General features: G+C 73.7%; 18 protein-coding genes. 6 read left to right on the forward strand and 12 right to left on the reverse strand.

Going from position 1 to position 21933, the window contains the following annotated elements:
• Window positions 1-22 precede the first annotated feature (22 nt).
• From KKR89_RS12710 to KKR89_RS12755, 10 genes are all read right to left on the reverse strand, one after another.
• Entirely contained in the window at window positions 23-253 is a 231-nt protein-coding gene (locus KKR89_RS12710) for a hypothetical protein (RefSeq protein WP_208195670.1), read from the reverse strand.
• A gap of 61 nt (window positions 254-314) precedes the next feature.
• Window positions 315-1007, reverse strand: coding sequence for a response regulator transcription factor (locus KKR89_RS12715; RefSeq protein ID WP_208195671.1), 693 nt, complete (start codon window positions 1005-1007; stop codon window positions 315-317).
• Window positions 1004-2242, reverse strand: coding sequence for a sensor histidine kinase (locus KKR89_RS12720; protein WP_208195672.1), 1239 nt, complete (start codon window positions 2240-2242; stop codon window positions 1004-1006). Before KKR89_RS12720 ends, KKR89_RS12715 begins: the two co-directional genes overlap by 4 nt.
• On the reverse strand, window positions 2229-3110 hold the full coding sequence (locus KKR89_RS12725) for a type II secretion system F family protein (RefSeq protein ID WP_208195673.1): 882 nt from the start codon (window positions 3108-3110) through the stop codon (window positions 2229-2231). The genes KKR89_RS12720 and KKR89_RS12725 overlap by 14 nt, the downstream gene beginning before the upstream one ends.
• Window positions 3110-4033 carry a type II secretion system F family protein gene (locus tag KKR89_RS12730; protein ID WP_208195674.1) on the reverse strand — a complete coding sequence of 308 codons (924 nt, stop codon included), beginning with the start codon at window positions 4031-4033 and terminating at the stop codon, window positions 3110-3112. Before KKR89_RS12730 ends, KKR89_RS12725 begins: the two co-directional genes overlap by 1 nt.
• On the reverse strand, window positions 4030-5331 hold the full coding sequence (locus KKR89_RS12735; RefSeq protein ID WP_208195675.1) for a CpaF family protein: 1302 nt from the start codon (window positions 5329-5331) through the stop codon (window positions 4030-4032). The genes KKR89_RS12730 and KKR89_RS12735 overlap by 4 nt, the downstream gene beginning before the upstream one ends.
• 3 nt (window positions 5332-5334) lie before the next feature.
• On the reverse strand, window positions 5335-5700 hold the full coding sequence (locus KKR89_RS12740; RefSeq protein WP_208195676.1) for a hypothetical protein: 366 nt from the start codon (window positions 5698-5700) through the stop codon (window positions 5335-5337).
• Window positions 5700-7253 (reverse strand): AAA family ATPase, encoded by a 1554-nt coding sequence (locus tag KKR89_RS12745; RefSeq protein ID WP_208195677.1) that lies wholly within the window; start codon window positions 7251-7253, stop codon window positions 5700-5702. The genes KKR89_RS12740 and KKR89_RS12745 overlap by 1 nt, the downstream gene beginning before the upstream one ends.
• Before the next feature lie 5 nt (window positions 7254-7258).
• Window positions 7259-7954: a Flp pilus assembly protein CpaB gene (gene cpaB, locus KKR89_RS12750; RefSeq protein WP_208195678.1), complete on the reverse strand. Its 696-nt coding sequence runs from the start codon at window positions 7952-7954 to the stop codon at window positions 7259-7261.
• On the reverse strand, window positions 7951-8709 hold the full coding sequence (locus KKR89_RS12755) for a hypothetical protein (RefSeq protein ID WP_208195679.1): 759 nt from the start codon (window positions 8707-8709) through the stop codon (window positions 7951-7953). Before KKR89_RS12755 ends, cpaB begins: the two co-directional genes overlap by 4 nt.
• A gap of 225 nt (window positions 8710-8934) precedes the next feature.
• Between KKR89_RS12755 and KKR89_RS12760 the strand changes: the two genes are divergently transcribed.
• The 3 genes from KKR89_RS12760 (at window position 8935) to KKR89_RS12770 (ending at window position 13089) form a co-directional block, all read left to right on the forward strand.
• Window positions 8935-9288, forward strand: coding sequence for a DUF192 domain-containing protein (locus tag KKR89_RS12760; RefSeq protein WP_208195680.1), 354 nt, complete (start codon window positions 8935-8937; stop codon window positions 9286-9288).
• A gap of 232 nt (window positions 9289-9520) precedes the next feature.
• Window positions 9521-11353, forward strand: coding sequence for an ABC transporter ATP-binding protein (locus KKR89_RS12765; protein ID WP_251140887.1), 1833 nt, complete (start codon window positions 9521-9523; stop codon window positions 11351-11353).
• Window positions 11350-13089 (forward strand): ABC transporter ATP-binding protein, encoded by a 1740-nt coding sequence (locus tag KKR89_RS12770; RefSeq protein ID WP_208195682.1) that lies wholly within the window; start codon window positions 11350-11352, stop codon window positions 13087-13089. Before KKR89_RS12765 ends, KKR89_RS12770 begins: the two co-directional genes overlap by 4 nt.
• Window positions 13090-13155: 66 nt before the next feature.
• Here KKR89_RS12770 and KKR89_RS12775 read toward each other — a convergent pair whose 3' ends face one another.
• Window positions 13156-13968, reverse strand: coding sequence for an SURF1 family protein (locus KKR89_RS12775; protein WP_208195683.1), 813 nt, complete (start codon window positions 13966-13968; stop codon window positions 13156-13158).
• 219 nt (window positions 13969-14187) lie between these two features.
• On the opposite strand from KKR89_RS12775, the gene KKR89_RS12780 reads away from it, so the two are divergent.
• The 3 genes from KKR89_RS12780 (at window position 14188) to KKR89_RS12790 (ending at window position 20164) form a co-directional block, all read left to right on the forward strand.
• Window positions 14188-16734 carry a phosphoketolase family protein gene (locus KKR89_RS12780; RefSeq protein ID WP_243882247.1) on the forward strand — a complete coding sequence of 849 codons (2547 nt, stop codon included), beginning with the start codon at window positions 14188-14190 and terminating at the stop codon, window positions 16732-16734.
• Window positions 16735-16826: 92 nt separating this feature from the next.
• Window positions 16827-18938 (forward strand): phosphate acetyltransferase, encoded by a 2112-nt coding sequence (pta, locus tag KKR89_RS12785; RefSeq protein ID WP_208196352.1) that lies wholly within the window; start codon window positions 16827-16829, stop codon window positions 18936-18938.
• A gap of 5 nt (window positions 18939-18943) precedes the next feature.
• Window positions 18944-20164, forward strand: a complete 1221-nt coding sequence (locus KKR89_RS12790; protein WP_208196353.1) for an acetate/propionate family kinase — start codon at window positions 18944-18946, stop codon at window positions 20162-20164.
• Between the two features lie 52 nt (window positions 20165-20216).
• Here the strand turns inward: KKR89_RS12790 and KKR89_RS12795 are convergent, their stop codons facing one another.
• Complete coding sequence (locus KKR89_RS12795; RefSeq protein ID WP_208195786.1) at window positions 20217-21830, reverse strand: succinic semialdehyde dehydrogenase; 1614 nt, start codon at window positions 21828-21830, stop codon at window positions 20217-20219.
• Between the last annotated feature and the right edge of the window lie 103 nt (window positions 21831-21933).

Here is a 21933-nt window from a genome sequence, read left to right on the forward strand (position 1 = left end):
CGCTGCGGGGTGCGACGCCAGGTCAGATGGTGGAGATCGCGGTCTTGATGCGGTTGATCAGCGTGGTGCCGAGGTCCGAGGACGTCGCGGCGGCGATGACGAGGCCGACGATGATCACGACGGCGACGATGATACCGACGTACTCGACCGAGCCCTGGCCGCGGTCGTCGTTGCGGACCTTGTCGAACAGGCCGGTGACTGCGCCGGCGACAGCGATGCGGGCGGCAAGGGCGTGACGGGTGATGTTGTCCACGATGGCTCTCCTTGGGAGGAGGGGCTCTGCGCCCCGGCTGGTCGGCTTGACGTGGACAACGCTACGGACGGGGCACCTGCCCAGCGACCGGCCCAGGACCCATCCCGGTCCCAATCCTCGCTGGGCCCGCGGGCCCAGTGCCGAGCCACATGGCGATGGCCTGCGCGCGGTTGGTCACCCCCAGCTTCGAGAAGATCCGGTTGATGTGGTTCTTGACCGTCTTCTCGCTGAGGAACAGCTGGCGGGCGATCTGGGTGTTCGTGAGCCCCTGGCTGACGACGTCCATGATCTCCGCCTCGCGCTCCGACAGCCCGGAGCGGACGGCCGGACCGCCCGACATCGGCGCGGGCGAGGCGGGCACGGGTGCGGCCCACGGCTCGAAGCCCGACATCACCCGGCCCCCGGCGAGGCACGTGCGGATGGCTGCCCCGATGCCCTGCGGGTCGAGGGACCCGTGGACGATGTAGCCGGACGCGCCGTTGCGCATGGCCTCCGCGACGGAGCCCATGTCGTCGGTGTTGGTCAGCATCAGCACGATCGCGTGCGGGACGATGTCGACCAGGGCGCTGAGCCCGTCGCGCTCGGGCATCCGGACGTCGAGCAGGACGACGTCGACGTCGCCCTCCTGCACCCGCGCGACCGCGAGCGCGCCGTTCGCCGCCTCGACGACCTCCTCGACGTCGGGCAGCTCCTCGAGCGCGGCGCGGACCCCCAGCCGGATGAGACCGTTGTCGTCTGCCACCAGGACCCTCACGGCACCTCCACCTCTGCACCGACCGCCCCGTCCGGGGCGACCTCCTCCACGTCGAGGTCCGTGCGGAGCACGACCTCGGTCCGCAGCCCGCCGCCGGGCGGCGTGCTGCGTCGTACGGAACCCGCGCGCTCCTGCGCGCGCTCGTCGATGCCGCGCAGCCCGTAGTGGCCGGCGTCGTCCGCGGGGACGTGCTCGAGGTCCGGGATCCCCCGGCCGTCGTCGACGACGACGAGCCGGACGGTGTCGCCGGCCAGCTCGACGACGACGTCGACGCGCCGCGCCGCCGCGTGCCGGCGGACGTTCTCCAGCAGCTCGAGCAGGATCGCGCGCAGGTCGGACGACACGGGGGCGGGGATGTCCTCGACGGCCGGGGCCACCCGCACGGACGTGCGCACGCCCGTGCGCTCCGACCAGTCCACCACCGTCGCGGTCAGCTCCTCGACCGGGCTCATCTCGGCACGCCGCAGCTCGCCCAGGGCGACGCGGGTGTGCGTGTGCGCGGTGGCGCACGACTCCGCCAGGCGGCGGGCCAGGGTCAGCGTGCGCGGGTCGGCACCGTCGCGCACCAAGCGGTCGACGAGGGTGCGGCCGAGCATGGTGGCACCGGCCAGGTCGCCCGCGACCGTGTCGTGCAGCTCGCGGGCGATGCGCACCCGCTCGAGCGTGGCGGCGCGGCGCAGCTCGCCGGTCGCCGCACGACGTGCCGCCGCCTCCTGCGCCCGCAGGGCGGCGCCCAGGGCGTTGCCCGCCCACGCCATCGCGAGCACGCCGACGGCGCCCGTGGCGACGACCAGCCAGCTCAGGCCGTCCGACGACGTCCCCTGCGCCCCCAGCAGGGCCATCGCGATGGGCGTCGCCATGAACAGCGCCAGCCGGGTCCCGACGATCGCGGCGAACAGCGCGACGGTCGCCGCGGCGTAGATCATCATCAGCTCGCCGGGCAGCAGCACGAGCAGCACCACGGTGACGACCAGGTCGCAGGCGAGCAGGATGCCCGACCGCGAGAACAGCTCCCCGCGCTGCTCCCACGAGCGGGCGGGCATCACCGAGAACAGCATCGCCAGGACGGCGATCCCGGCACCGAGCAGGCCGATGCCGCCCTTGACGACGCCCGAGACGATGCACACGACGAGGACCGCGAGGCGGACCTCGCTCAGGAGCCGGACGACCCGCCCGATCGCCAGGTGGTCGGCACGGTCGGTGGTGGCCGCCGGCGAGCCGTCAGAGGATGTCACGGAAGGTGTCCATGTTCGCCAGGAGCACGGACGCGACGATGAGCAGCAGCGCGCCCGGCACGATGGTCATCGTCACGACCAGCGAGACCTTGGGTGCCGCCTTCGCCGCGGCCTGGCGGACGCGCTGCGCATGGTCCTTGCGGACGTCGGACGCGATGTCGTCGAGCGCGCTCGCGAGCGGCACGCCGAGCTCCTCGGCCTGCAGCAGCGCCGTGACGAACGCGGCCACACCCTCCGACCGCGTCCGCTCGCGCATGGCCACGAACGCCTGGCGACGGCTCACGCCGACGCTCATCTCCTGCAGCGACGTCCGCATCTCCTGCGCGAGGGGCCCGTCGTGGAACTCGCACACGCGCTCGACGGCCTGCCGGAAGCCGAGACCCGCCTTCACGGTCACGCCCAGCACGTCGAGGAAGTCCGGCAGCTCGGACTCGATCTGCGCCTGGCGGCGCGAGCCGGCCGTCGTCAGCCACAGCCGCATCCACCCCGCGAGCAGGCCGAACATCATGACCCCGATCAGCGGCTGCCCGAGGATCGCGAACAGCACCAGCACGGCGACGCCGATGACCACGAACGCCGCCTGGCGCCGCAGGTACACCGTGAGCGTCACACCGTCGGGCCGTCCGGCCCGCCGGATGGCCTCCTCGAGCCGGCGGAGCCGCACCGAGCCGTAGAGCCGCATCGTGAGGCCGAGGAACCGCGTGCCGAGCCGGTCGAGCAGCGGGCCGAGGCCCTTCTCGCGCTCGACCGCCACGGCGGTGCGCATCTGCTCCTCGACGTCCTCGAGCCCCGTCGTCCGGAGCATGCGCAGGCCGGAGATGCCCACCACCGTGAGCACGGCGGCCGCGAGGGCCAGCAGGAGGCCCATCAGAGCTTGACCTTCGTGATCTGCCGGATCAGGACGAAGCCGACGGCGAACATGATGGCGGCCAGCACGACCGTGATCTGCCCGGGCAGGGTGCGGAGCATGGTGTCCAGCGCCCCCGGCTGCAGCATGTTCATCACCACGACGGCGAACGCGCCGATGCCCGCCACCGCGTACCCGGAGAAGGTCGCGCCCGCGGTCGCGGTCGTGATCTCGCGCCGCAGCTGACGCCGCTCGTCCAGGGTCGTCGCGATGTTCTGCAGCGCCGAGACGAGCGCACCGCCGGCCTTGGCCTGGATGACGAGGGTCTGGACGAGGACGACCAGCTCGCGCGACGGCAGGCGCTCCGCGAGGTGGCCGAGGGCGCCCTGGAGGCTCTGCCCGATGGCCAGCTCGGAGGCGACCTGCTGCAGCTCGCTGCTCGCCGGCTCGTCCATCTCCCGCGCGGCGAGCTCGATCGAGCGGCGGACGCCCAGACCGGCCTGCGCGCCATTCGCGAGGAGCCGCGCCATCTCCGGCAGCTGCCCGATGAACTTCTCGACACGTGCCTGACGTCGCTGCTCGAGCCAGCGGCGGAACGCGACCACGACGAGCCCGCCGGCGAGCACGGCCGCGACGCGACCGGCGACCGGCAGCACGAGCAGCGCCGCGGCCAGCGCGGAGGCGCCCACGAGCAGCAGCACCAGCGACGGCGACCGCGCGCCCAGGCCCGAGCCCGCCAGCAGCGACGAGAAGCGCATGCCCGGTCTGGTCGTGCGCAGCGCGGCGTCGATCCGGTCGAACGGCCCGCTGCGCGTGGAGTCGGACGCCTCGACGGCCGACAGCAGCCGCCGGCGGTGCGCGGCGTCCTCCTGCAGGACCGACACCGTGACGACCAGCAGCACCAGCGTCACGAAGAGCAGCGCGGCGATGATGATCGGACTCATGGTGCGATGCCGCTCGGCTCGTGCGGGGCGAGGGTCTCGCCCGCGCGCTGCAGCCGCAGGCGCAGGTCCTCCGGCATGGGGTGGATGACGAAGCGCCCGGTGACCTTGCGGTCCGGGCCCACGGGGTCCGGCTCGAACGTCATCAGGGGTGCCAGCTGGTAGTCCTCGCGGCGCCGCGAGACGAGGGCCGCGACCTCGCGGACGCGCCGCGTGCCGTCGGCCCCGCGCTCGAGGTGCACGATCACGTCGATCGCCGAGTTGATCTGGTCGCGCAGCGTCGCGACCGGCAGCTCGAGCTCGCTCATCGTCGCCAGCGTCTCGAGACGACCCATGGCGTCCAGCGCGCTGTTCGCGTGCACGGTCGCGAGCGACCCCTCGTGGCCGGTGTTCATGGCCTGCAGCATGTCGAGCGTCTCACCGCCGCGGACCTCGCCGACGACGATGCGGTCGGGCCGCATGCGCAGCGAGTTGCGCACGAGGTCGCGGATCGTCACCTGGCCCTTGCCCTCGACGTTCGCGGGCCGCGACTCGAGGCGGACCACGTGCTCCTGCTGCAGCGACAGCTCGGCCGCGTCCTCGATCGTCACGATCCGCTCGTGCGCGGGGATGAGCCCCGACAGCGCGTTGAGGAAGGTCGTCTTCCCGGTGCCGGTACCGCCGGCGATCATCACGTTGAGCTTGCCGCGCACGCACGCACCCAGCAGGGTCGCCGCGCGCACGTCGAGGCTGCCCTTCTCGACGAGCTCGCCGAGGCGGTAGGGCCGCGGGAAGCGTCGGATCGTCAGCGACGGCCCGTCGAGCGCGAGCGGCGGGATGATGACGTTGACGCGCTCACCGGTGGGCAGGCGCGCGTCCACCATCGGCGACGACTCGTCGACGCGGCGGTTCACGGTCGAGACGATGCGGTCGATCGTCTGGTACAGCTGCTCCTCCGACGCGAAGGTCGTGGCGACGCGCTGCACGCGTCCGAGCCGCTCGACGAAGACGTCGCGCGGCCCGTTCACCATGATCTCGGTGACGGACTCGTCCGCGAGCAGCGGCTCCAGGACGCCGAGCCCGAGCGCGTCGTCGACGACGCGCTGGATCAGCACCGACCGGTCGCGCGAGGCGAGGACGGGGCCGTCGGCGGACAGCAGCGTCGACAGGATGCGCTCGAGGCGCGCGCGGCGCTGCGTGGGCTTGAGCCGCGAGAGCTCGTCGAGGTCGATCTCCTCGAGCAGCCGGTCACGGTAGTGGGAGACGAGGTCGGGCTCGTCGGACCGGGAGTCGGTCTGCTGGATGCGGTCGAGCAGTCCCATGGGTCAGCCCCTCGGCAGGATGGCGTCGCGCGTCACGACGAAGCTCGACGACGTGACCCCGCGCAGCAGCACCGGCACGCGGACCCGCACCTCCACGCGGTACGCGTCGGACGGCGTGGTGAGCGAGATCGACTCGACGGTGGCCCAGTGGGGCAGGGCGCGGCGCACCTCGTGGTCCACGTCGCGGCCGAGCGACGCGGCGCGCGCACCGTCACGGGCGGCCTGCTGCGCGGCGGAGGTGACCTGCGTGAGGAACACCCCCTGCACGCACACGAGCGCGATCATGGCGAGCACGAACACGTAGCTGACGAGCTCGATCGACGTCAGCCCCGCGTCCCGGGGGCGGGTGGTGACCTCGCGGGCGCCCATCAGCGTTCCCGCTGCACGGGAACGCTCACGGACGCGGACATGTCGAGGCCCGGCACGAGACTGGGCGTGCCGACGCTCACGCGCACGTCGTGCTCGCCGACGGCCACCACGGCACCGTCGCGCCACGGCGCGCCGAGGCGGTCGAAGCCGTCGTGACGCGCCTGGTCCTGCGCCGAGGGCCCCCACGGGAGCAGCCCGGCGGTCCGTGCCGCCTCGTGCGCGGCGTTGCGCGCCACCAGGTGCCCGGCACCCCACGCCAGGCCCTGGAAGCACGCGAGCAGCACGAGCAGCGCGACGGCGAACGCGATCGGGAGGTCGATGGCCGCCTGGCCCGCGTCCCCGCGGCGGGCACGACGCCCGCCGCTGCGCGCCTCGGCGAGGGCCTCGTCGACGGCCTCGTCAACCGTCCCGGCGTCGCCCGCACGCTCGAGCAGGCGGGCGCCCAGGCGCCCGGCGGCCACGTGCGCCGGCCCGGACGCCTGCGTGACGGTCGCCGTGTTCATGGCGGACTCGAACGCCGTCCCGCCGTCGGGGACGACCGCGTGGATGGGCGTCTCGACGATCTTGGCGGCGAGCTGCTCCGTCACCTCGTTGCGCCGGTTCTGGCGGTTGAGGACGACCTGGACGGCCGACCGCTGCCGGACGACCAGCCGCTCCCACATCGCGAGCGTGCGGCGCGCCGAGCGCAGCGCGGGCAGGTCGGGCGTCACGACGAGGAGCGTCGTGTCGGCCTCCTCGAGCACGGCGGCCGTGGCCTCGGTCAGGTGCGACCCGACGTCGATGACCGACACGTCGAACTGGAAGCGCAGCGCGTTGATGATGGCGCGCGCGGCGCGCGCGGTCATCTCCTCCTCGCGCTCGCCGTCGTTCGGGGCCGACAGGAGCCGGATCCCGCCCGGCACGTCGTACGACGTCTCGCGCAGGATGCGTCCCGTCATCTCCCCCGCGATGTCGACGAGGTCCACGACCGAGCGCCGCGTGTGCACGCCGAGGTAGGCAGCCAGGTCGCCGGACTGCAGGTCGAAGTCCAGGACCCCGACGGTGCGGGACCCGGCGTACGACTGCGCGAGCAGCAGGCTCAGGACGGACGTCCCCACGCCACCCTTGGCGCCCGCGACGGCGATGACGGTCCCGCCGCGTCCGCCGGTCGCGTCGGACGAGATCGCGCTGCGTGCCGCACCGACCCACTGCGCGACGGCCTCGAGGCGCGCCACGACCTCCGCGAGGCTGGACGCCCGCGAGATCACGGACCGCGCGCCCGAGTCCATCGCCGCGGCGAGCTGGTCGGGACCGGTCTGGTCCACGAGCATGACCAGCCCGAGCAGCGGGTTCGCCGCACCGGTCGAGCGCGCGACGACGAGCCCGCGCCCGCCGTCGAGCTGGTCGTCGATCACCAGCACGTCGACGTCGGGGAAGCGCAGCAGGGCGTCGGGGATCGCCGACGCGTCGCGGACGACCTGGGCGAGGGTGATGCCCTCGGCCTCGGCCAGGATCTGGGTGTAGCGCTCGAGGGTGCGTTCGTCCCCGGAGGCGAGCAGGACCTTCGTCGACATCGCCGTCACCCCACCTGGAAAACGAGCTGGTCGTCGGACAGGACGGCGTCGTCGCCGTCGCCGCGCAGGGCGAGCCGGAGCTTGACGGAGAAGCTCTCGACGTACGCGAGACGCAGCGCGTCCTGCGAGGTGAGCGCGAACGTCACGGGGACCCCCTGCGTGTTGCCGAAGTTGCCGTTCGCGTCGGAGGACTCCACCTCGCGCGGGAGGCCGACCTCGAGCACGAGGACGTTGGACACCCAGATCTCGGACCGCGCGGGCACGTCGTCGTCGCCGGCGATCGTGGCGACGATGTCGACGTGGTCACCGGGCGCGACCTTGCCGGCCACACCGGTCTCGGCGTCGACGACGATCGCGACCTCCCGGTAGCCCGGCTGCACGCCGGGGCGCGGCACCAGCATGCCCTCCTGGAGCATGACGCCCTCGGGCAGCGCCGCGGCCGCCACGAGCCCGCTGGTCTGCGCGACGTCGCCGACGGCGGTGCTCGGCAGCCAGCGCTGCGGCACCTCCACGACGTCGAACATGTCGGGCTCGACGGGCTCGAACGCGTCGACGGCCCGGTTGAGCTGCAGGGCCTGCGTCATCGGTCCGACGCGCGAGCTGACGTCACCGACGTACACGACGACCGCGAAGAACACCGCGATGGCACCGAGAGCCGTGATGACGAGCAGGAGAGCCCCTCGCCGCTGGCGCGGGTTCATACATGTCCTCCTGAGTGGACGGGAGCGGCGCCGGAGAGCACCGGGATCTGGCAGAAGACGCACAGGTCGCCGGCGACGTGCCGGCCGCACGAGGCGCAGCGGTGCGCGGCGGCGACGACGTCCGGACGGACGAGCGCGCCGACGGTCTCCTCGAGCGGGCGCAGCAGCACCGTGGCCTCGAACCACCGCTTGGCGCCCCAGAAGGCGCCGTCGGTGTCGAGCTGGATCTGCGTCGGGCCCCAGGCAGCGGCGTCGACGTCGCGCACCGGACGCTCGGAGGCGGTCGTGACCGCCGCGATGCCCACGGGCAGGTCGATCGCGTCGGAGCGCGTCACGGTCTGCGCGGTCCAGTCGACCCGGAACACCGAACCGGGCAGGCGGCTGGCGAGGTCGAGGGACATCGTCGGCCGGGGCTTGTCGAGCGCGGAGACGGACGAGACGAGCGCCGCGGTCCGCGAGTCGTGCGTGACGGCGGCGAGCAGCGCGGGCGCCAGGCCGAGCGCGACGGGCGGCAGCATCCGCAGCGCCGCCAGCGCGACGAACGACGCCGTCGGGGGCACCGGGTGGTGCAGCAGACCGAGGCGCTCACCACCGAGCACGAGCCGTGCGGCGCGGGCGGCCTCGAGACCGGGCCGGTCGGTGGCGACGACCAGCACGTTCTCGGCGTCACCCAGCTCCAGCAGGCGCGCCACGACGGACTCGGCGTCGGGTGCCGCGAGGACCGTCCCCTCGGGCACCTGACTCGCAGGGGCCAACGCCAGGACCGTCACGTGCACTCTCCTCGCTCTGCTCGATCGCCGTCTTCGGGGGTGCGGCACGTCGAGAGTGCCCCACGACCTCGTGCCGAGCACGTCGGGGTGGTCGCGCTCACCCGTCCGGACCCGTGCCCCGCCGGGACGACAGGGAGGAGTCCGGAGGATAACGTCCGGGTCATCCCGTGCGCGTGCCGCGTCCTGTGGCTGGACGGGCACACTGTGCCCGTGGGACGACTCCTGGTCGACGGTCGCGACGTCGCCAACCTGATGCTGGCCGACACCTGGGCGCGACGCGCGCGCGGCATGCTCGGCCGACGCCGCCTGCCCGAGGCCATGTGGTTCGTCGGCGAGGCCTCCGTGCACGGCATGGGGATGACGCAGGCGCTCGACGTCGCGCAGCTCGACGCCGACGGCATCGTGGTCGCGGTGCACGTGCTGCGGCCTTTCGGGCTCGTCCCCCCGCGCCGGGGCGCGGTCGACGTGCTCGAGGCGCCGCGGGGCAGCTTCGAGCGCTGGGGCGTGCGGACGGGCAGCCGTGTGGCGCGCGACGACGGGACCGGGTCCGGCCCGGGAGGCTGAGGCACCCCCCGATCGTGCCGGGCCGCGGCGCCCGGGTGCAGGGTCCACCGGCTCACGCCGGACCTGCTTGCACGGCCCCGTCCACCGGCGCATGGGCCCTCGGGCCCAGACCGGCCGAGTTCACCCGCACCGGTGCGCCGTGCACACCCCCGTCGTCCGTGCGGCGCGCGTTGCGACCGCCCCGGGGAAAACGTCTCGTCGGTGTCAGTACCGCCCCGTAACGTGGACCGACGTGCGCTCCCTCCCTCTCGCCGATCCCGGCACCCCGCCGCTGCGCGGTCCCGCCGCCTACCTGGGCTGGATCGCCCGACGGCAGTGGGGCATCCTGCTCGCCGCCGTGTCGTGCGGCGTCGTGCAGTTCGCCTGCCAGGCGTTCCTGCCGTTCCTCACCGGGCGCGCGATCGACGGCGGGCTGCAGCACGGCTTCGGCCCCGACCTCCTGCAGGCCGCCGGCGCGCTGCTGACCCTCGGCGTCGTCAGCGCCGCCGCGTCCGCGGTCGGCCACCGCTTCGACGTCGCCAACTGGCTGCGCGCCGCGTTCACGACGTCGCAGCTCGTCGGGCGCACCACAGCCCGTTCCGGGCACGCGGTCACGCGGGAGCTCCCGACGGGCGAGGTCGTCTCGGCCGTCGCGAACGACGCCCTGCGGGTGGGCGACCTGTTCGCCGTCACGGCCCGGTTCGTCGGCTCGCTGACCGCGTACGCGGCCGTCGCCGTCCTCATGCTCCAGGTGTCCGTACCCCTCGGACTCGTCGTGCTCCTCGGGCTGCCCACCGTCGCCGCGACGCTCGGCCTGCTGGTCAAGCCCCTGCAGCGACGCCAGTCGGCCCAGCGCGAGGCGTCGGGACGGCTGACGACGCTCGGCTCCGACACGGTGTCCGGGCTGCGCGTGCTGCGCGGCATCGGGGGCGAGTCGGTCTTCACGGGCCGGTACCGCCGGCAGTCGCAGCTGGTGCGGGAGCGCGGGGAGGACGTCGCGGTCACGCAGTCCTGGCTCGACGCGCTCCAGGTGCTGCTGCCGGGCCTGTTCGTCACCGCCCTCGTGTGGATGGGGGCCCACATGGCGATCGACGGCACGATCACCCCGGGCCAGCTCGTCACGACCTACGGGTACGCGGCCTTCCTCGGCTGGCCCGTGCAGAACGCGACCGAGTTCCTGCAGGCCACGACCCGCGCCGTCGTGGCGACGCGCAAGGTGCTCGCGGTGCTGCGGGTCGTCCCCGCCGCGGGCGCGACGCCCGGCGCCGCCACGATGCCGCCTGCGGGGTCGACCCTCGTCGACGAGGCGAGCGGCGTCACCCTCGAGCAGGGCCGCGTCGTCGCCCTCGTGTCGGCGGACCCCGACGAGTCGGCCGCGATCGCCACCCGGCTGGGGCGGTTCGACGACGAGGCGGAGGCCGGCACGCCGGTGCTGCTGGGCGGCGTGCCGCTGCGCGACCTACCCCTGGCGGACGTGCGTCGCCGCGTCGTCGTGGCGGAGGCGATGCCCCAGCTGTTCTCCGGCAGCCTCGCGGCCGGGCTGGACGTGCGCGGGCAGGCAGGACGCGACGACCTGCTCGCCGCCATCGGCCTCGCCGACGCCCAGGACGTGCTCGACTCCGTGCCCGACGGCTTGGACGGGGAGCTGCCGGAGAAGGGACGGTCGCTGTCCGGCGGCCAGCGCCAGCGCGTCGCCCTGGCACGCGCTCTGCTCACGGAGGCCGAGATCCTCGTGCTCGTCGAGCCGACGAGCGCCGTCGACGCGCACACCGAGGCACGGATCGCGGCGCGGCTCTCGGACGCCCGCCGCGGCCGGACGACGCTCGTGGTCACCGCGAGCCCGCTCGTCCTCGACCACGTCGACGAGGTGCAGCTGGTCGTGGACGGCGCGCTCGTGGCCCGCGGCACCCACGCGGGTCTGCTCGACGGCGCCGCGGGCCCGGACGTCGCCGCCACGTACCGCCGCGTCGTCGGCCGACGCATGGACGACGACCTGCCCGTCGAGGACACCTTCGACGAGGCGGCGCCCGGCGACGCCCCGTACGGCCTGTCCCCCGTCGACCTGTCCACCGGAGGTGCCGCGTGAAGCTGCCCATCGCCGACGCGGCGACCGTGCGCGCCTACGCCGCCGAGCTGCTCGGCCGGCACCGCCGCCGCCTCGGCTTGCTCGCGGCGCTGCACACGCTCGCGGCCGTCGCGGGCCTGGCCGGTCCGCTGCTGCTCGGTCGGCTCGTCGACGCGGTCACCCGCGGCACCGACGCCCGGTACGTCAACACCCTCGTCGCGGTGGGTGCCGTCGCCGTCCTCACGCAGACCGGGCTGATCCGGTACGCGCAGCGGGCCTCCATGCTGTTCGGCGAGCGGGTCTTCGCCGAGCTGCGCGAGGAGTTCCTCGAGACCGTGACCTCGCTGCCGCTGTCCGTCGTCGAGCGGGCCGGTACCGGGGACCTCGTGGCCCGCACGACCAACGACGTGAACAAGCTCCAGCACGCCGTCCGGTTCGGCGTCCCCCGTGTGATCGTCGCCATCGTGACCATCGCGCTCACCGTGGTCGCGTGCCTGGTCATCGACCCGCTCGTGTCGCTCGGGCTCTTCGTCGGGGTGCCCACGATGGTGCTCATGGTGCGCTGGTACCTGCGGCGCGCGACCCCCGCGTACGTGCGCGAGTCCGCCGCGTACGCCGTGCTCAACGGCACGATCACCGAGACGGTGGAGGGTGCGCGCACGGTCGACGCCCTGGCCCTGTCCGAGGCGCGCGAGCAGCAGGTGCGCGACGACCTGCGCGAGGCGTTCGACGCGGAGCGCGCCACGCTGCGGCTGCGCACCATCCTCTTCCCCGGCGTGGACCTCGCCTTCGTGCTCGCACCCGTCGCCGTCCTCGTCTGGGGCGGCTACCTCGCGTCGACCGGGCACGTGACGCTCGGCGCGGTCACCACGATCGTGCTGTACGCGTACCAGGTGACCGGCCCGGTGTGGGAGCTGATCTTCTGGGTGGACGAGATCCAGGTCGCCGCGACCGCCCTCGCGCGCATCGTCGGCGTCCGGCTGGTCGAGACCGACCGCGAGGCGTCGGACGCGCAGCCGACCGACGAACGGATCTCGACGCGCGCCCTGCGGTACGCGTACCGCGAGGGCCACGACGTGCTCCACGGCATCGACCTCGACCTCGCCCCCGGTGAGCGGCTGGCCGTCGTCGGGCCGTCCGGGGCCGGCAAGTCGACGCTCGGGCGCATGCTCGCCGGCATCCACCCGCCCACGGGCGGGACCGCGACGGTGGGCGGGGTGCCGCTGGTCGACCTGCCGCTCGAGGAGCTGCGCGGCCACGTCGCCCTGGTGACCCAGGAGCACCACGTGTTCGTCGGCACGGTCGCGGACAACCTGCGCCTGGCCAAGGTCGAGGCGGACGACACCGAGATCGAGCGCGCGCTGCGCGCCGTCGACGCCTGGGAGTGGGTGCAGGGACTGCCCGAGGGGCTCGCCACCGAGGTCGGCTCGGGCGGCACCGCGCTGACCCCCGCGCAGGCCCAGCAGCTCGCGCTCGCGCGCCTCGTGCTGCTCGACCCGCACACGCTCGTGCTCGACGAGGCCACGTCGCTGCTGGACCCGCGCGCCGCGCGGCACCTCGAGCGCTCGCTGTCCGCGGTGCTCGAGGGACGCACGGTCGTCGCGATCGCCCACCGCCTGCACACCGCGCACGACGCGGACCGCGTGGCCGTGGTCGACGCGGGGCGCATCAGCGAGATCGGCCCGCACGACGAGCTCGTCGCCGCGGACGGCGAGTACGCGGCCCTGTGGCGGTCCTGGCAGCACGAGACCGCGTAGCGGACGGGCGCCGGTCCGCGGACCGGCGCCCGTCCCGCGTGCCCGTCGGGCCGGGCCGGCGAGGGCTCAGGTCGCGTCGACGCGCGGTTCGGCGTCCTGCGGCACCTGGTCGCCCGGCAGCGGGGGGCGCCCGGCCGCCTCGTCGCGCACCAGGCGCCACCAGAGACCCACGGCGAACAGGCCGAAGATCCACCACTGCGCCGCGTACGCGAGGTTCTGGACGTTGAGCCCGGACCCTGCGCGCGTGGGCGGGTCGAGCCCGTCGAGGCCGTCGGCCGTCGCCGGGTCCTGCGGGTCGCTCGACTGCACGACGAGGTACCCCGTGTAGATCGGCCCGCCCCACGCGGCGAGCAGCTGAGCGGCGCTGATCGCGTCCGTGCGCCCGTCGGCGAGCGCCGACCCGGCCTCCTCCGCCACCTGCAGCCAGCCGACGACCTCCACGTCGCCGGCCGGTGCGGCGGCGACGTCGGCGGTCGGCGACCAGCCGCGCACCACGGGCAGCACGGCCTCGCCGTCGGCGGTGGGGACGCGCAGCGGCGTCAGGACCAGGTACCCGTCGGTGCGCCCGTCGTGCTCGCGGCCCGTCACCAGGAGCGTCGCGTCGTCGTCGTAGGTGCCGGTCACGACCGCCTTGCGGGCGACGAGGTCGCCCGAGAACGTCTCCCCGGGAGCGAGCAGACCGGTCAGCGGCTCGGGGTCCGCGGTCACGATGCGCGCCGCCTCGCGTTCCGCCGACGCGACACCGCGGACCTCGGCACGCTCGAGCTGCCACGCGCCCAGCCGGCCGCAGACGGCCGCGGCGGCGAGCAGCACCACGAGCAGGCCGAGCATGCGGGGGCGCAGCGCGGCGCGCCACAGCGAGGTGGGGGTGTCGGCCACACCTCACGGTACCCGGCGTGACAGGCTCCTCCCGGCCGTCGCGACGTGCCGTTGTTCACCCCCCCGCAGGTCCGGTGCTCCTGCGTCGACGCTGTATGTGCGCTTGTATGGCTGTGGTCAGGAGCACAGGTGAGGTGGGTCGGACGTCCCATCTCTCGCCACGACCTCACGCAAGGCTGGGGTCCGACCCAGCCGGACGGCTTCCCTCGGGAGGGGACCATGACTTCCACCACCGCGGACCAGCCTGCCGGCTCCGGTCCCATCGCCCCCGGGTCGTTCGCGGCGGGCGAGGCTCGGACCGCCTGGCGCAGAGGCGCCGACCAGGTCGACGACGCGACGCTGCAGCGCCTCGAGAAGTGGTGGCGTGCCGCCAACTACCTCTCGGTCGGCCAGATCTACCTGCTCGACAACCCGCTGCTGCGCCGGCCGCTGAGCCGCGACGACGTCAAGCCGCGCCTGCTCGGCCACTGGGGCACGACCCCCGGCCTGAACTTCCTGTACGCGCACCTCAACCGTGCGGTCGCCGAGCGCGAGCAGTCGACCATCTACATCACCGGCCCGGGCCACGGCGGCCCCGGTCTCGTCGCCAGCGCCTACCTCGACGGGACGTACTCCGAGGTGTACTCGGACGTCACGCAGGACGAGGAGGGGCTGCGCCGGCTGTTCCGGCAGTTCTCCTTCCCCGGCGGCATCCCGTCGCACGTCGCCCCGGAGACCCCCGGCTCGATCCACGAGGGCGGTGAGCTCGGGTACGCGCTGAGCCACGCCTACGGCGCCGCGTTCGACAACCCGCACCTGCTGGTGGCGGCCGTCGTGGGCGACGGCGAGGCGGAGACGGGACCGCTGGCGACGAGCTGGCACTCCAACAAGTTCGTCAACCCGCAGCAGGACGGCATCGTCCTGCCGATCCTGCACCTCAACGGCTACAAGATCGCGAACCCCACGATCCTGGCCCGCATCCCCGACGACGAGCTCACCGACCTCATGCGCGGCTACGGGCACACGCCCCACCTGTTCGTCGCGGGCTTCGACGACGAGGACCAGCTCTCGATCCACCGGCGGTTCGCGGTGCTGCTCGACGAGGTGCTCGACGAGATCGCCGACATCAAGGCGCGCGCGGCGACCGGCGACCTGACGCGCCCCATGTACCCGATGATCGTGTTCCGCACCCCCAAGGGCTGGACGGGTCCGGCGGAGATCGACGGCAAGAAGACGACCGGCTCGTGGCGCGCGCACCAGGTGCCGCTCGCCAACGCGCGGGACACCCCCGAGCACCTGGCGGTGCTCGAGGCCTGGCTGCGGTCGTACCGTCCCGACGAGCTCTTCGACGCCACGGGCCGCGTGGACGACGACGTCTCGGCGCTCGCGCCCGAGGGCGACCTGCGGATGAGCGCCAACCCGCACGCCAACGGCGGTCAGCTCCTGCGCGACCTGCGCCTGCCGGACTTCCGCGACTACGCGCAGGACGTTCCCGCGCCCGGTGCCACGTTCGCCGAGGCGCCGCGCGTGCTCGGCGAGTTCCTCACCGAGGTCATCCGCCGCAACCCCGACAACTTCCGGATCTTCGGTCCGGACGAGACCGCGTCGAACCGTCTGCAGGCCGTGTACGACGTGACGGCGAAGCAGTGGAACGCCGAGTTCGAGGGGCCGGAGGTCGACGAGCACCTCGAGCGTGCCGGGCGCGTCATGGAGATGCTCTCGGAGCACCAGTGCCAGGGCTGGCTCGAGGGCTACCTGCTCACGGGGCGCCACGGGCTGTTCACGTCGTACGAGGCGTTCATCCACATCGTCGACTCGATGTTCAACCAGCACGCCAAGTGGCTCAAGGTCACCAACGACATCCCGTGGCGCCGGCCGATCGCGAGCCTCAACTACCTGCTGTCGAGCCACGTGTGGCGCCAGGACCACAACGGCTTCAGCCACCAGGACCCGGGCTTCATCGACCACGTGGTCAACAAGAAGGCCGAGGTCGTGCGGGTCTACCTGCCGCCGGACGCGAACACGCTGCTGAGCACGTACGACCACTGCCTGCGCAGCCGGCAGTACGTCAACGTCGTCGTGTCCGGCAAGCAGCCCGCGCCCAACTTCCTCACGATGGAGCAGGCGGTCGCCCACTGCACGCGCGGCCTGGGCATCTGGGAGTGGGCCGGGTCGGAGGCGCAGGACGAGGAGCCGGACGTGGTCCTCGCGTGCGCGGGCGACGTGCCGACGCTCGAGGTGCTCGCCGCGGCGGACATCCTGCGCCGTGAGCTGCCGCAGCTCAAGGTGCGCGTCGTCAACGTCGTGGACCTCATGCGCCTGCAGGACGCGCGCGAGCACCCGCACGGCCTGTCCGACCGGGAGTTCGACACGATCTTCACGGCCGACCGGCCGATCGTGTTCGCCTACCACGGCTACCCGTGGCTCATCCACCGCCTCACGTACCGCCGCAACGGGCACGCGAACCTGCACGTGCGCGGGTACAAGGAGGAGGGCACGACGACCACGCCCTTCGACATGGTGATGCTCAACGACCTCGACCGGTTCCACCTGGTCATCGACGTCATCGACCACGTGCACTGGCTGCGCGCGTCCCAGGCGGGGCTGCGCCAGCGGATGCTCGACGAGCGCATCCGTGCCCGGCAGTACACGCGCGCGCACGGCGAGGACATCCCCGAGGTGCGTGACTGGGTGTGGCCCGACGTCGGCGAGACCGCCACCGAGGAGGGCGGCCCGCAGCCGTCGCGCGCACCGGTCGCCGCCGACACGGGCGGGGACAACGAGTAGCAGGCTTGCCAGCGGTCGCGTCCGGGCCCACCCGCCCGGACGCGACCGGAGGACCACGTGCCCCCACCGGGGCCAGGAGAGTGAGCAGCACAGTGGCCAGGACGATCTACGTCATGTCGGCCGAGGGTGACACGGGCAAGTCCGTCGTCGCCCTGGGTCTCGTCGACCTGCTGACGCGCACGGTGCAGCGCGTCGGCGTCTTCCGCCCCGTCGCACGGTCGACCGAGGAGCGGGACTACGTCCTCGAGCTGCTGCTCGAGCACGACGGCGTCGACATCGCCTACGAGGACGCCGTCGGGGCGACGTACGACGAGGTGATCGACGACCCCGAGGCCGCGCTGTCGCGGATCGTGTCGCGGTTCCACGACGTGGGGCGCCGCTGCGACGCCGTCGTGGTGGTCGGCACCGACTACACCGACGTCGCCGGGCCCACCGAGCTCGCCTACAACGCGCGGATCGCGGCGAACCTCGGTGCGCCCGTCCTGCTCGTGGTCAACGGTGCGCAGCGCTCGCTCGAGGACGTGCACCACGCCGTCGACGTCGCGACGACGGAGATCGTGGCGAACCACGCCCAGGTCGTCTCGGTCATCGCCAACCGCTGCGACCCCGCCTCGCTCGACCAGGTGCGCGCGGCGCTCGCCGGCGAGGTCCCCGTCTGGGCGGTACCCGACTCCCCCCTGCTGTACGCCCCCACGCTGCGCCAGCTCATGCACGCGGTCGGCGGCACGCTGACCGGCGGCGACGAGGAGCTGCTGGGCCGCGAGGTGCTCGACGTGCTGGTCGGCGCCATGTCGATCGAGCACCTGCTGGACCGGCTGCAGGACGGTGCCGTCGTCATCACCCCGGGCGACCGCGCCGACGTGCTGCTGGGCCTGCTCATGGCGCACCAGGCCGAGGGCTTCCCGTCGCTCGCGGGCCTGATCCTCAACGGCGGGCTCACGCCCGCCCCCTCCATCGAGCGCCTCGTCGCGGGCCTCGGCTCGCGCCTGCCGCTCATCACGACGTCCCTGGGCACGTTCCGCTCCGCGAGCGCCGCGGCCGCGACCCGCGGGCGGCTGACGCACGACGCGCAGCGCAAGGTGGACGTCGCGCTCGCGCTGTTCGAGCAGCACGTCGACGGGTCCGAGCTGCTCGCGATGCTGGCCGTCCCGCGCCCCGGCGTGGTGACCCCGCTCATGTTCGAGTACACGCTGCTCGACCGCGCGCGCTCGCACCGCAAGCACGTGGTCCTCCCGGAGGGCAACGACGACCGCATCCTGCGGGCGGCCTCCACGCTCCTGCAGCGCCAGGTGGCCGACCTGACGATCCTCGGCGACGAGACGGCGATCCGTGCGCGGGCGACCGAGCTCGGGCTCGACCTCGACGGTGCGCAGGTCCTCGACCCCAAGAACGGCGCGACCCTCGAGCGGTTCGCCGAGGTCTACACCGAGCTGCGCCGCCACAAGGGCATGACCGTCGAGCGGGCGCGCGAGATCGTCTCCTCGGTCTCGTACTTCGGCACGCTGATGGTCCAGCTCGGCATGGCCGACGGCATGGTGTCCGGCGCCCTGCACACGACCGCGCACACCATCAAGCCCGCCTTCGAGATCATCAAGACGACGCCCGGCGTGAACAGCGTGTCGAGCTGCTTCCTCATGTGCCTCGAGGACCGGGTGCTCGTCTACGCGGACTGCGCCGTCATCCCCGACCCGACCGCCGAGCAGCTCGCCGACATCGCGATCTCCTCGGCCGCCACCGCCGTGCAGTTCGGCATCGAGCCGCTCATCGCGATGCTCTCCTACTCGACCGGCGAGTCCGGCTCGGGTGCGGACGTCGAGAAGGTCCGCGAGGCCACGCGGCTGGTCCGCGAGCGGCGTCCCGACCTGTCCGTCGAGGGCCCGATCCAGTACGACGCCGCCGTGGACGCGTCGGTCGCGATGACCAAGATGCCGGACTCGGCCGTCGCGGGACGGGCGACCGTCCTGGTGTTCCCCGACCTCAACACCGGCAACAACACGTACAAGGCCGTGCAGCGCTCGGCCGGCGCCGTCGCCATCGGCCCGGTCCTGCAGGGGCTGCGCAAGCCCGTCAACGACCTGTCACGGGGTGCGCTCGTGCAGGACATCGTCAACACCGTCGCGATCACCGCGATCCAGGCGCAGGCGCTCGACCAGGCCTCCGTCGCCGCCGGGGAGCCCGGCACCGTCACGACACCGGAGGCATGAGCACGATGAGCACGTCCACCCCGTCGGACCAGCCGCGCGCGAGCGTGCTGGTCATCAACTCCGGCTCGTCGTCGATCAAGTACCAGCTGGTCACCCCGGACGACGGCCGGGCCGTCGCCTCCGGCCTGGTCGAGCAGATCGGCGAGAGCACAGGCGCCGTCAAGCACGTCGCCCACGGCGTCACGACGCGCCGCGAGCTGCCCGTGCCGGACCACGCGGAGGGTCTGCGGATCGTCCTGGGGCTGTTCGAGGAGATCGGGCCGGACCTGTCGGCCGCCCACGTCGTGGCCGTCGGACACCGCGTCGTCCAGGGCGGGGCCCGGTTCGACGGGCCGGTGCGCGTCGACGCCAAGGTCGAGCGGGACATCGACGAGCTGTCGCCGCTGGCACCCCTGCACAACCCGGCGAACCTCACGGGCATCCGCGTCGCGCAGGCGCTGCTGCCGGACGTGCCGCACGTGGCGGTCTTCGACACCGCGTTCTTCCACCACCTGCCCGCCGCCGCGGCGACGTACGCGATCGACATCGAGGTGGCCACGAAGTACCGCGTGCGCCGCTACGGGGCGCACGGCACGTCGCACCAGTACGTGTCGGACAAGGTCGCGCGGGTCCTGGGGCGTCCCCTCGAGGAGCTCAACCAGATCGTGCTGCACCTCGGCAACGGCGCGTCCGCGTCGGCCGTGCGCGGTGGCGTCGCGGTCGAGACCTCGATGGGCATGACCCCGCTCGAGGGCCTGGTCATGGGCACGCGCTCGGGCGACCTCGACCCGGCCGTCCTGTTCCACCTGCACCGCAACGCGGGCATGAGCGTCGAGGAGCTCGACGACCTGCTCAACCGCCGCTCGGGCATCAAGGGCCTGTCGGGCGTGAACGACTTCCGGGCCCTGCACGAGCTCGTCGAGAAGGGCGACGCCGGCGCGCGGCTCGCGCTCGACGTCTACCTGCACCGCCTGCGCAAGTACGTCGGCGCCTACTACGCGGTGCTCGGCGGCGTCGACGTCATCACCTTCACGGCGGGCGTCGGCGAGAACGACGACGTCGTGCGCGCGGGGGCCCTGTGCGGGCTGGAGGGCATGGGCATCGTGATCGACCACGAGCGCAACGCCGGCCGCAAGAGCGAGCCGACGGTGATCTCCGCGGACGGCTCGCGCGTGACCGTGATGGTCGTGCCGACCAACGAGGAGCTGGCGATCGCGCGGCAGTCGGTGGAGGTCGTCGGCGCCTGACCGCACCACGAGCGACCGGGGTCCGTCCTGCGGGCCCCGGTCGCTCGTGCGTTCAGGGCAGGCGCAGCGCCCGCTCGACGCGCAGCAGGCGCGTGAACACGCGCGGCCACACCTCGGTGCCGAGCTCGTGGATCTGCCGGATGCCGACCGTGCGGCCCACGTGCACGCCGCGCTGGGCCACGACGGACTGCGTCCACGTCGTCTCCCACAGGCCCTCACGACCGTGGCGCCGCCCGTGCCCCGACGCGCCGACCCCGCCGAGCGGCGCGCCGACGCTCCCCCACAGCAGGTGGTGGCTGTCGTTGACGACCACGGCACCGGCACGCACGCGCGTCGCGAGCGCCGCGCCGCGCGCCGCCGAGCGCGTCCACACGGCGGCGACGAGCCCGAGCTCGGAGTCGTTCATGGCGGCGACGGCCTCGTCGTCCGACGCCACCGGGTACACGGCCACGACGGGGCCGAACGTCTCCTCGCGGTACGCGCGAGCGGCCTGGGGCACGTCGGACAGCACCGTCGGCTCGTAGAAGTACGGACCCAGGTCCGGGCGCTGCTCGCCGCCGACGAGGACGGTGGCGCCGTGCCCGACCGCGTCCTCGACGTGCTCGACGACGCGCGCGAGCTGCGCGGTGCCGACGAGCGAGCCCATGTCGGCGCGGTAGTCGAGGCCCGACCCGAGCCGCAGCGCGGCCGTGCGCCGCACGAGGGCAGCCACGAACGCGTCCTGCACGTCCTCGTGGACGTAGAGGCGCTCGATGCTCGCGCACAGCTGACCGGCCGACCCGAAGCACGCGCGCACCGCACCCTCGGCGGCTGCCTCGACGTCGACGTCGGCGGCCACGTACATCGCGTTCTTGCCGCCGAGCTCGAGCGTGACCGGCACGCCCAGCTCGCCCGCGCGCGCCGCGAACACGCGCCCGGAGCGCGTCGAGCCGGTGAACCCGGCCTGGTCGACGTGCTCGAGCAGCGCCATCCCGACGTCGGGACCCCCGACGACGACCTGCACGAGGTCGGCCGGCAGGCCCGCGTCCTCGAGCAGCTCGGCGCACCACAGCAGCGTGAGCGCCGTCTGCGGGTCGGCGCGCAGCAGGACCGCGTTGCCCGCGACGAGGGCGGTCAGGGCGTCCCCCAGCCCGAGCGACAGCGGGTAGTTCCAGGGGGTGACGATCGCGACGACGCCGAGCGGGTGCCGCAGCACGCGCGCCGAGGAGAAGGGGCCCGTCAGGCCCCGCACGCGACGCGACGCGAGCAGCCGGCGGGCGCGCAGGGCGTAGTAGCGCGCCGTGTTGGCGACCTCGCCGAGCTCCTCCCAGGCGTGCGTGCGTGCCTTGCCCGTCTCGACCTGGAGCAGGTCGAGCACGTCCGACTGCCGCTCGAGGAGCAGGTCGTGCACGCGCAGCAGCACCGCGGCGCGCGCGGCCACGGGCCGCGCCGCCCACAGGCGCTGGGCGGCCCTGGCCCGACGGGCTGCGTCGGGCAGGTCGCCGACGTGCGTGAGCGGCACGGCGGCGATCGGCGCCCCGGTGAACGGGGCGACGGACGTGGACGTCGCGTGACCGGGGCCGGCGACCACGCGGGCCAGGAGCGGGCGGAGGTCGTCCGGCTCGAGCACGTACGTGGCGAGCGGGTCGGTCTCCGGGTCCTGCAGGTCGGCATGCTCGTGCGCCATCGCGTCAGCGTACGCCGGGCACCCCGGCTGCACCGGGGACGCGCCGCGGGCCGTCGACCGGCACGACGGACATGTCGCATACGTCACTCCCGCGCGCCGAGGG

Source organism: Cellulomonas dongxiuzhuiae, from assembly GCF_018623035.1.
Taxonomy (GTDB): domain Bacteria; phylum Actinomycetota; class Actinomycetes; order Actinomycetales; family Cellulomonadaceae; genus Cellulomonas; species Cellulomonas dongxiuzhuiae.

Coding starts and splice junctions, on each gene's coding strand:
- KKR89_RS12725 (WP_208195673.1), bottom strand. CDS start 3,110: ATGGGCCTCCTGCTGGCCCTCGCGGCCGCCGTGCTCACGGTGGTGGGC.
- KKR89_RS12730 (WP_208195674.1), bottom strand. CDS start 4,033: ATGAGTCCGATCATCATCGCCGCGCTGCTCTTCGTGACGCTGGTGCTG.
- KKR89_RS12735 (WP_208195675.1), bottom strand. CDS start 5,331: ATGGGACTGCTCGACCGCATCCAGCAGACCGACTCCCGGTCCGACGAG.
- KKR89_RS12740 (WP_208195676.1), bottom strand. CDS start 5,700: ATGGGCGCCCGCGAGGTCACCACCCGCCCCCGGGACGCGGGGCTGACG.
- KKR89_RS12745 (WP_208195677.1), bottom strand. CDS start 7,253: ATGTCGACGAAGGTCCTGCTCGCCTCCGGGGACGAACGCACCCTCGAG.
- cpaB (WP_208195678.1), bottom strand. CDS start 7,954: ATGAACCCGCGCCAGCGGCGAGGGGCTCTCCTGCTCGTCATCACGGCT.
- KKR89_RS12780 (WP_243882247.1), top strand. CDS start 14,188: ATGACTTCCACCACCGCGGACCAGCCTGCCGGCTCCGGTCCCATCGCC.
- KKR89_RS12790 (WP_208196353.1), top strand. CDS start 18,944: ATGAGCACGTCCACCCCGTCGGACCAGCCGCGCGCGAGCGTGCTGGTC.
- KKR89_RS12795 (WP_208195786.1), bottom strand. CDS start 21,830: ATGGCGCACGAGCATGCCGACCTGCAGGACCCGGAGACCGACCCGCTC.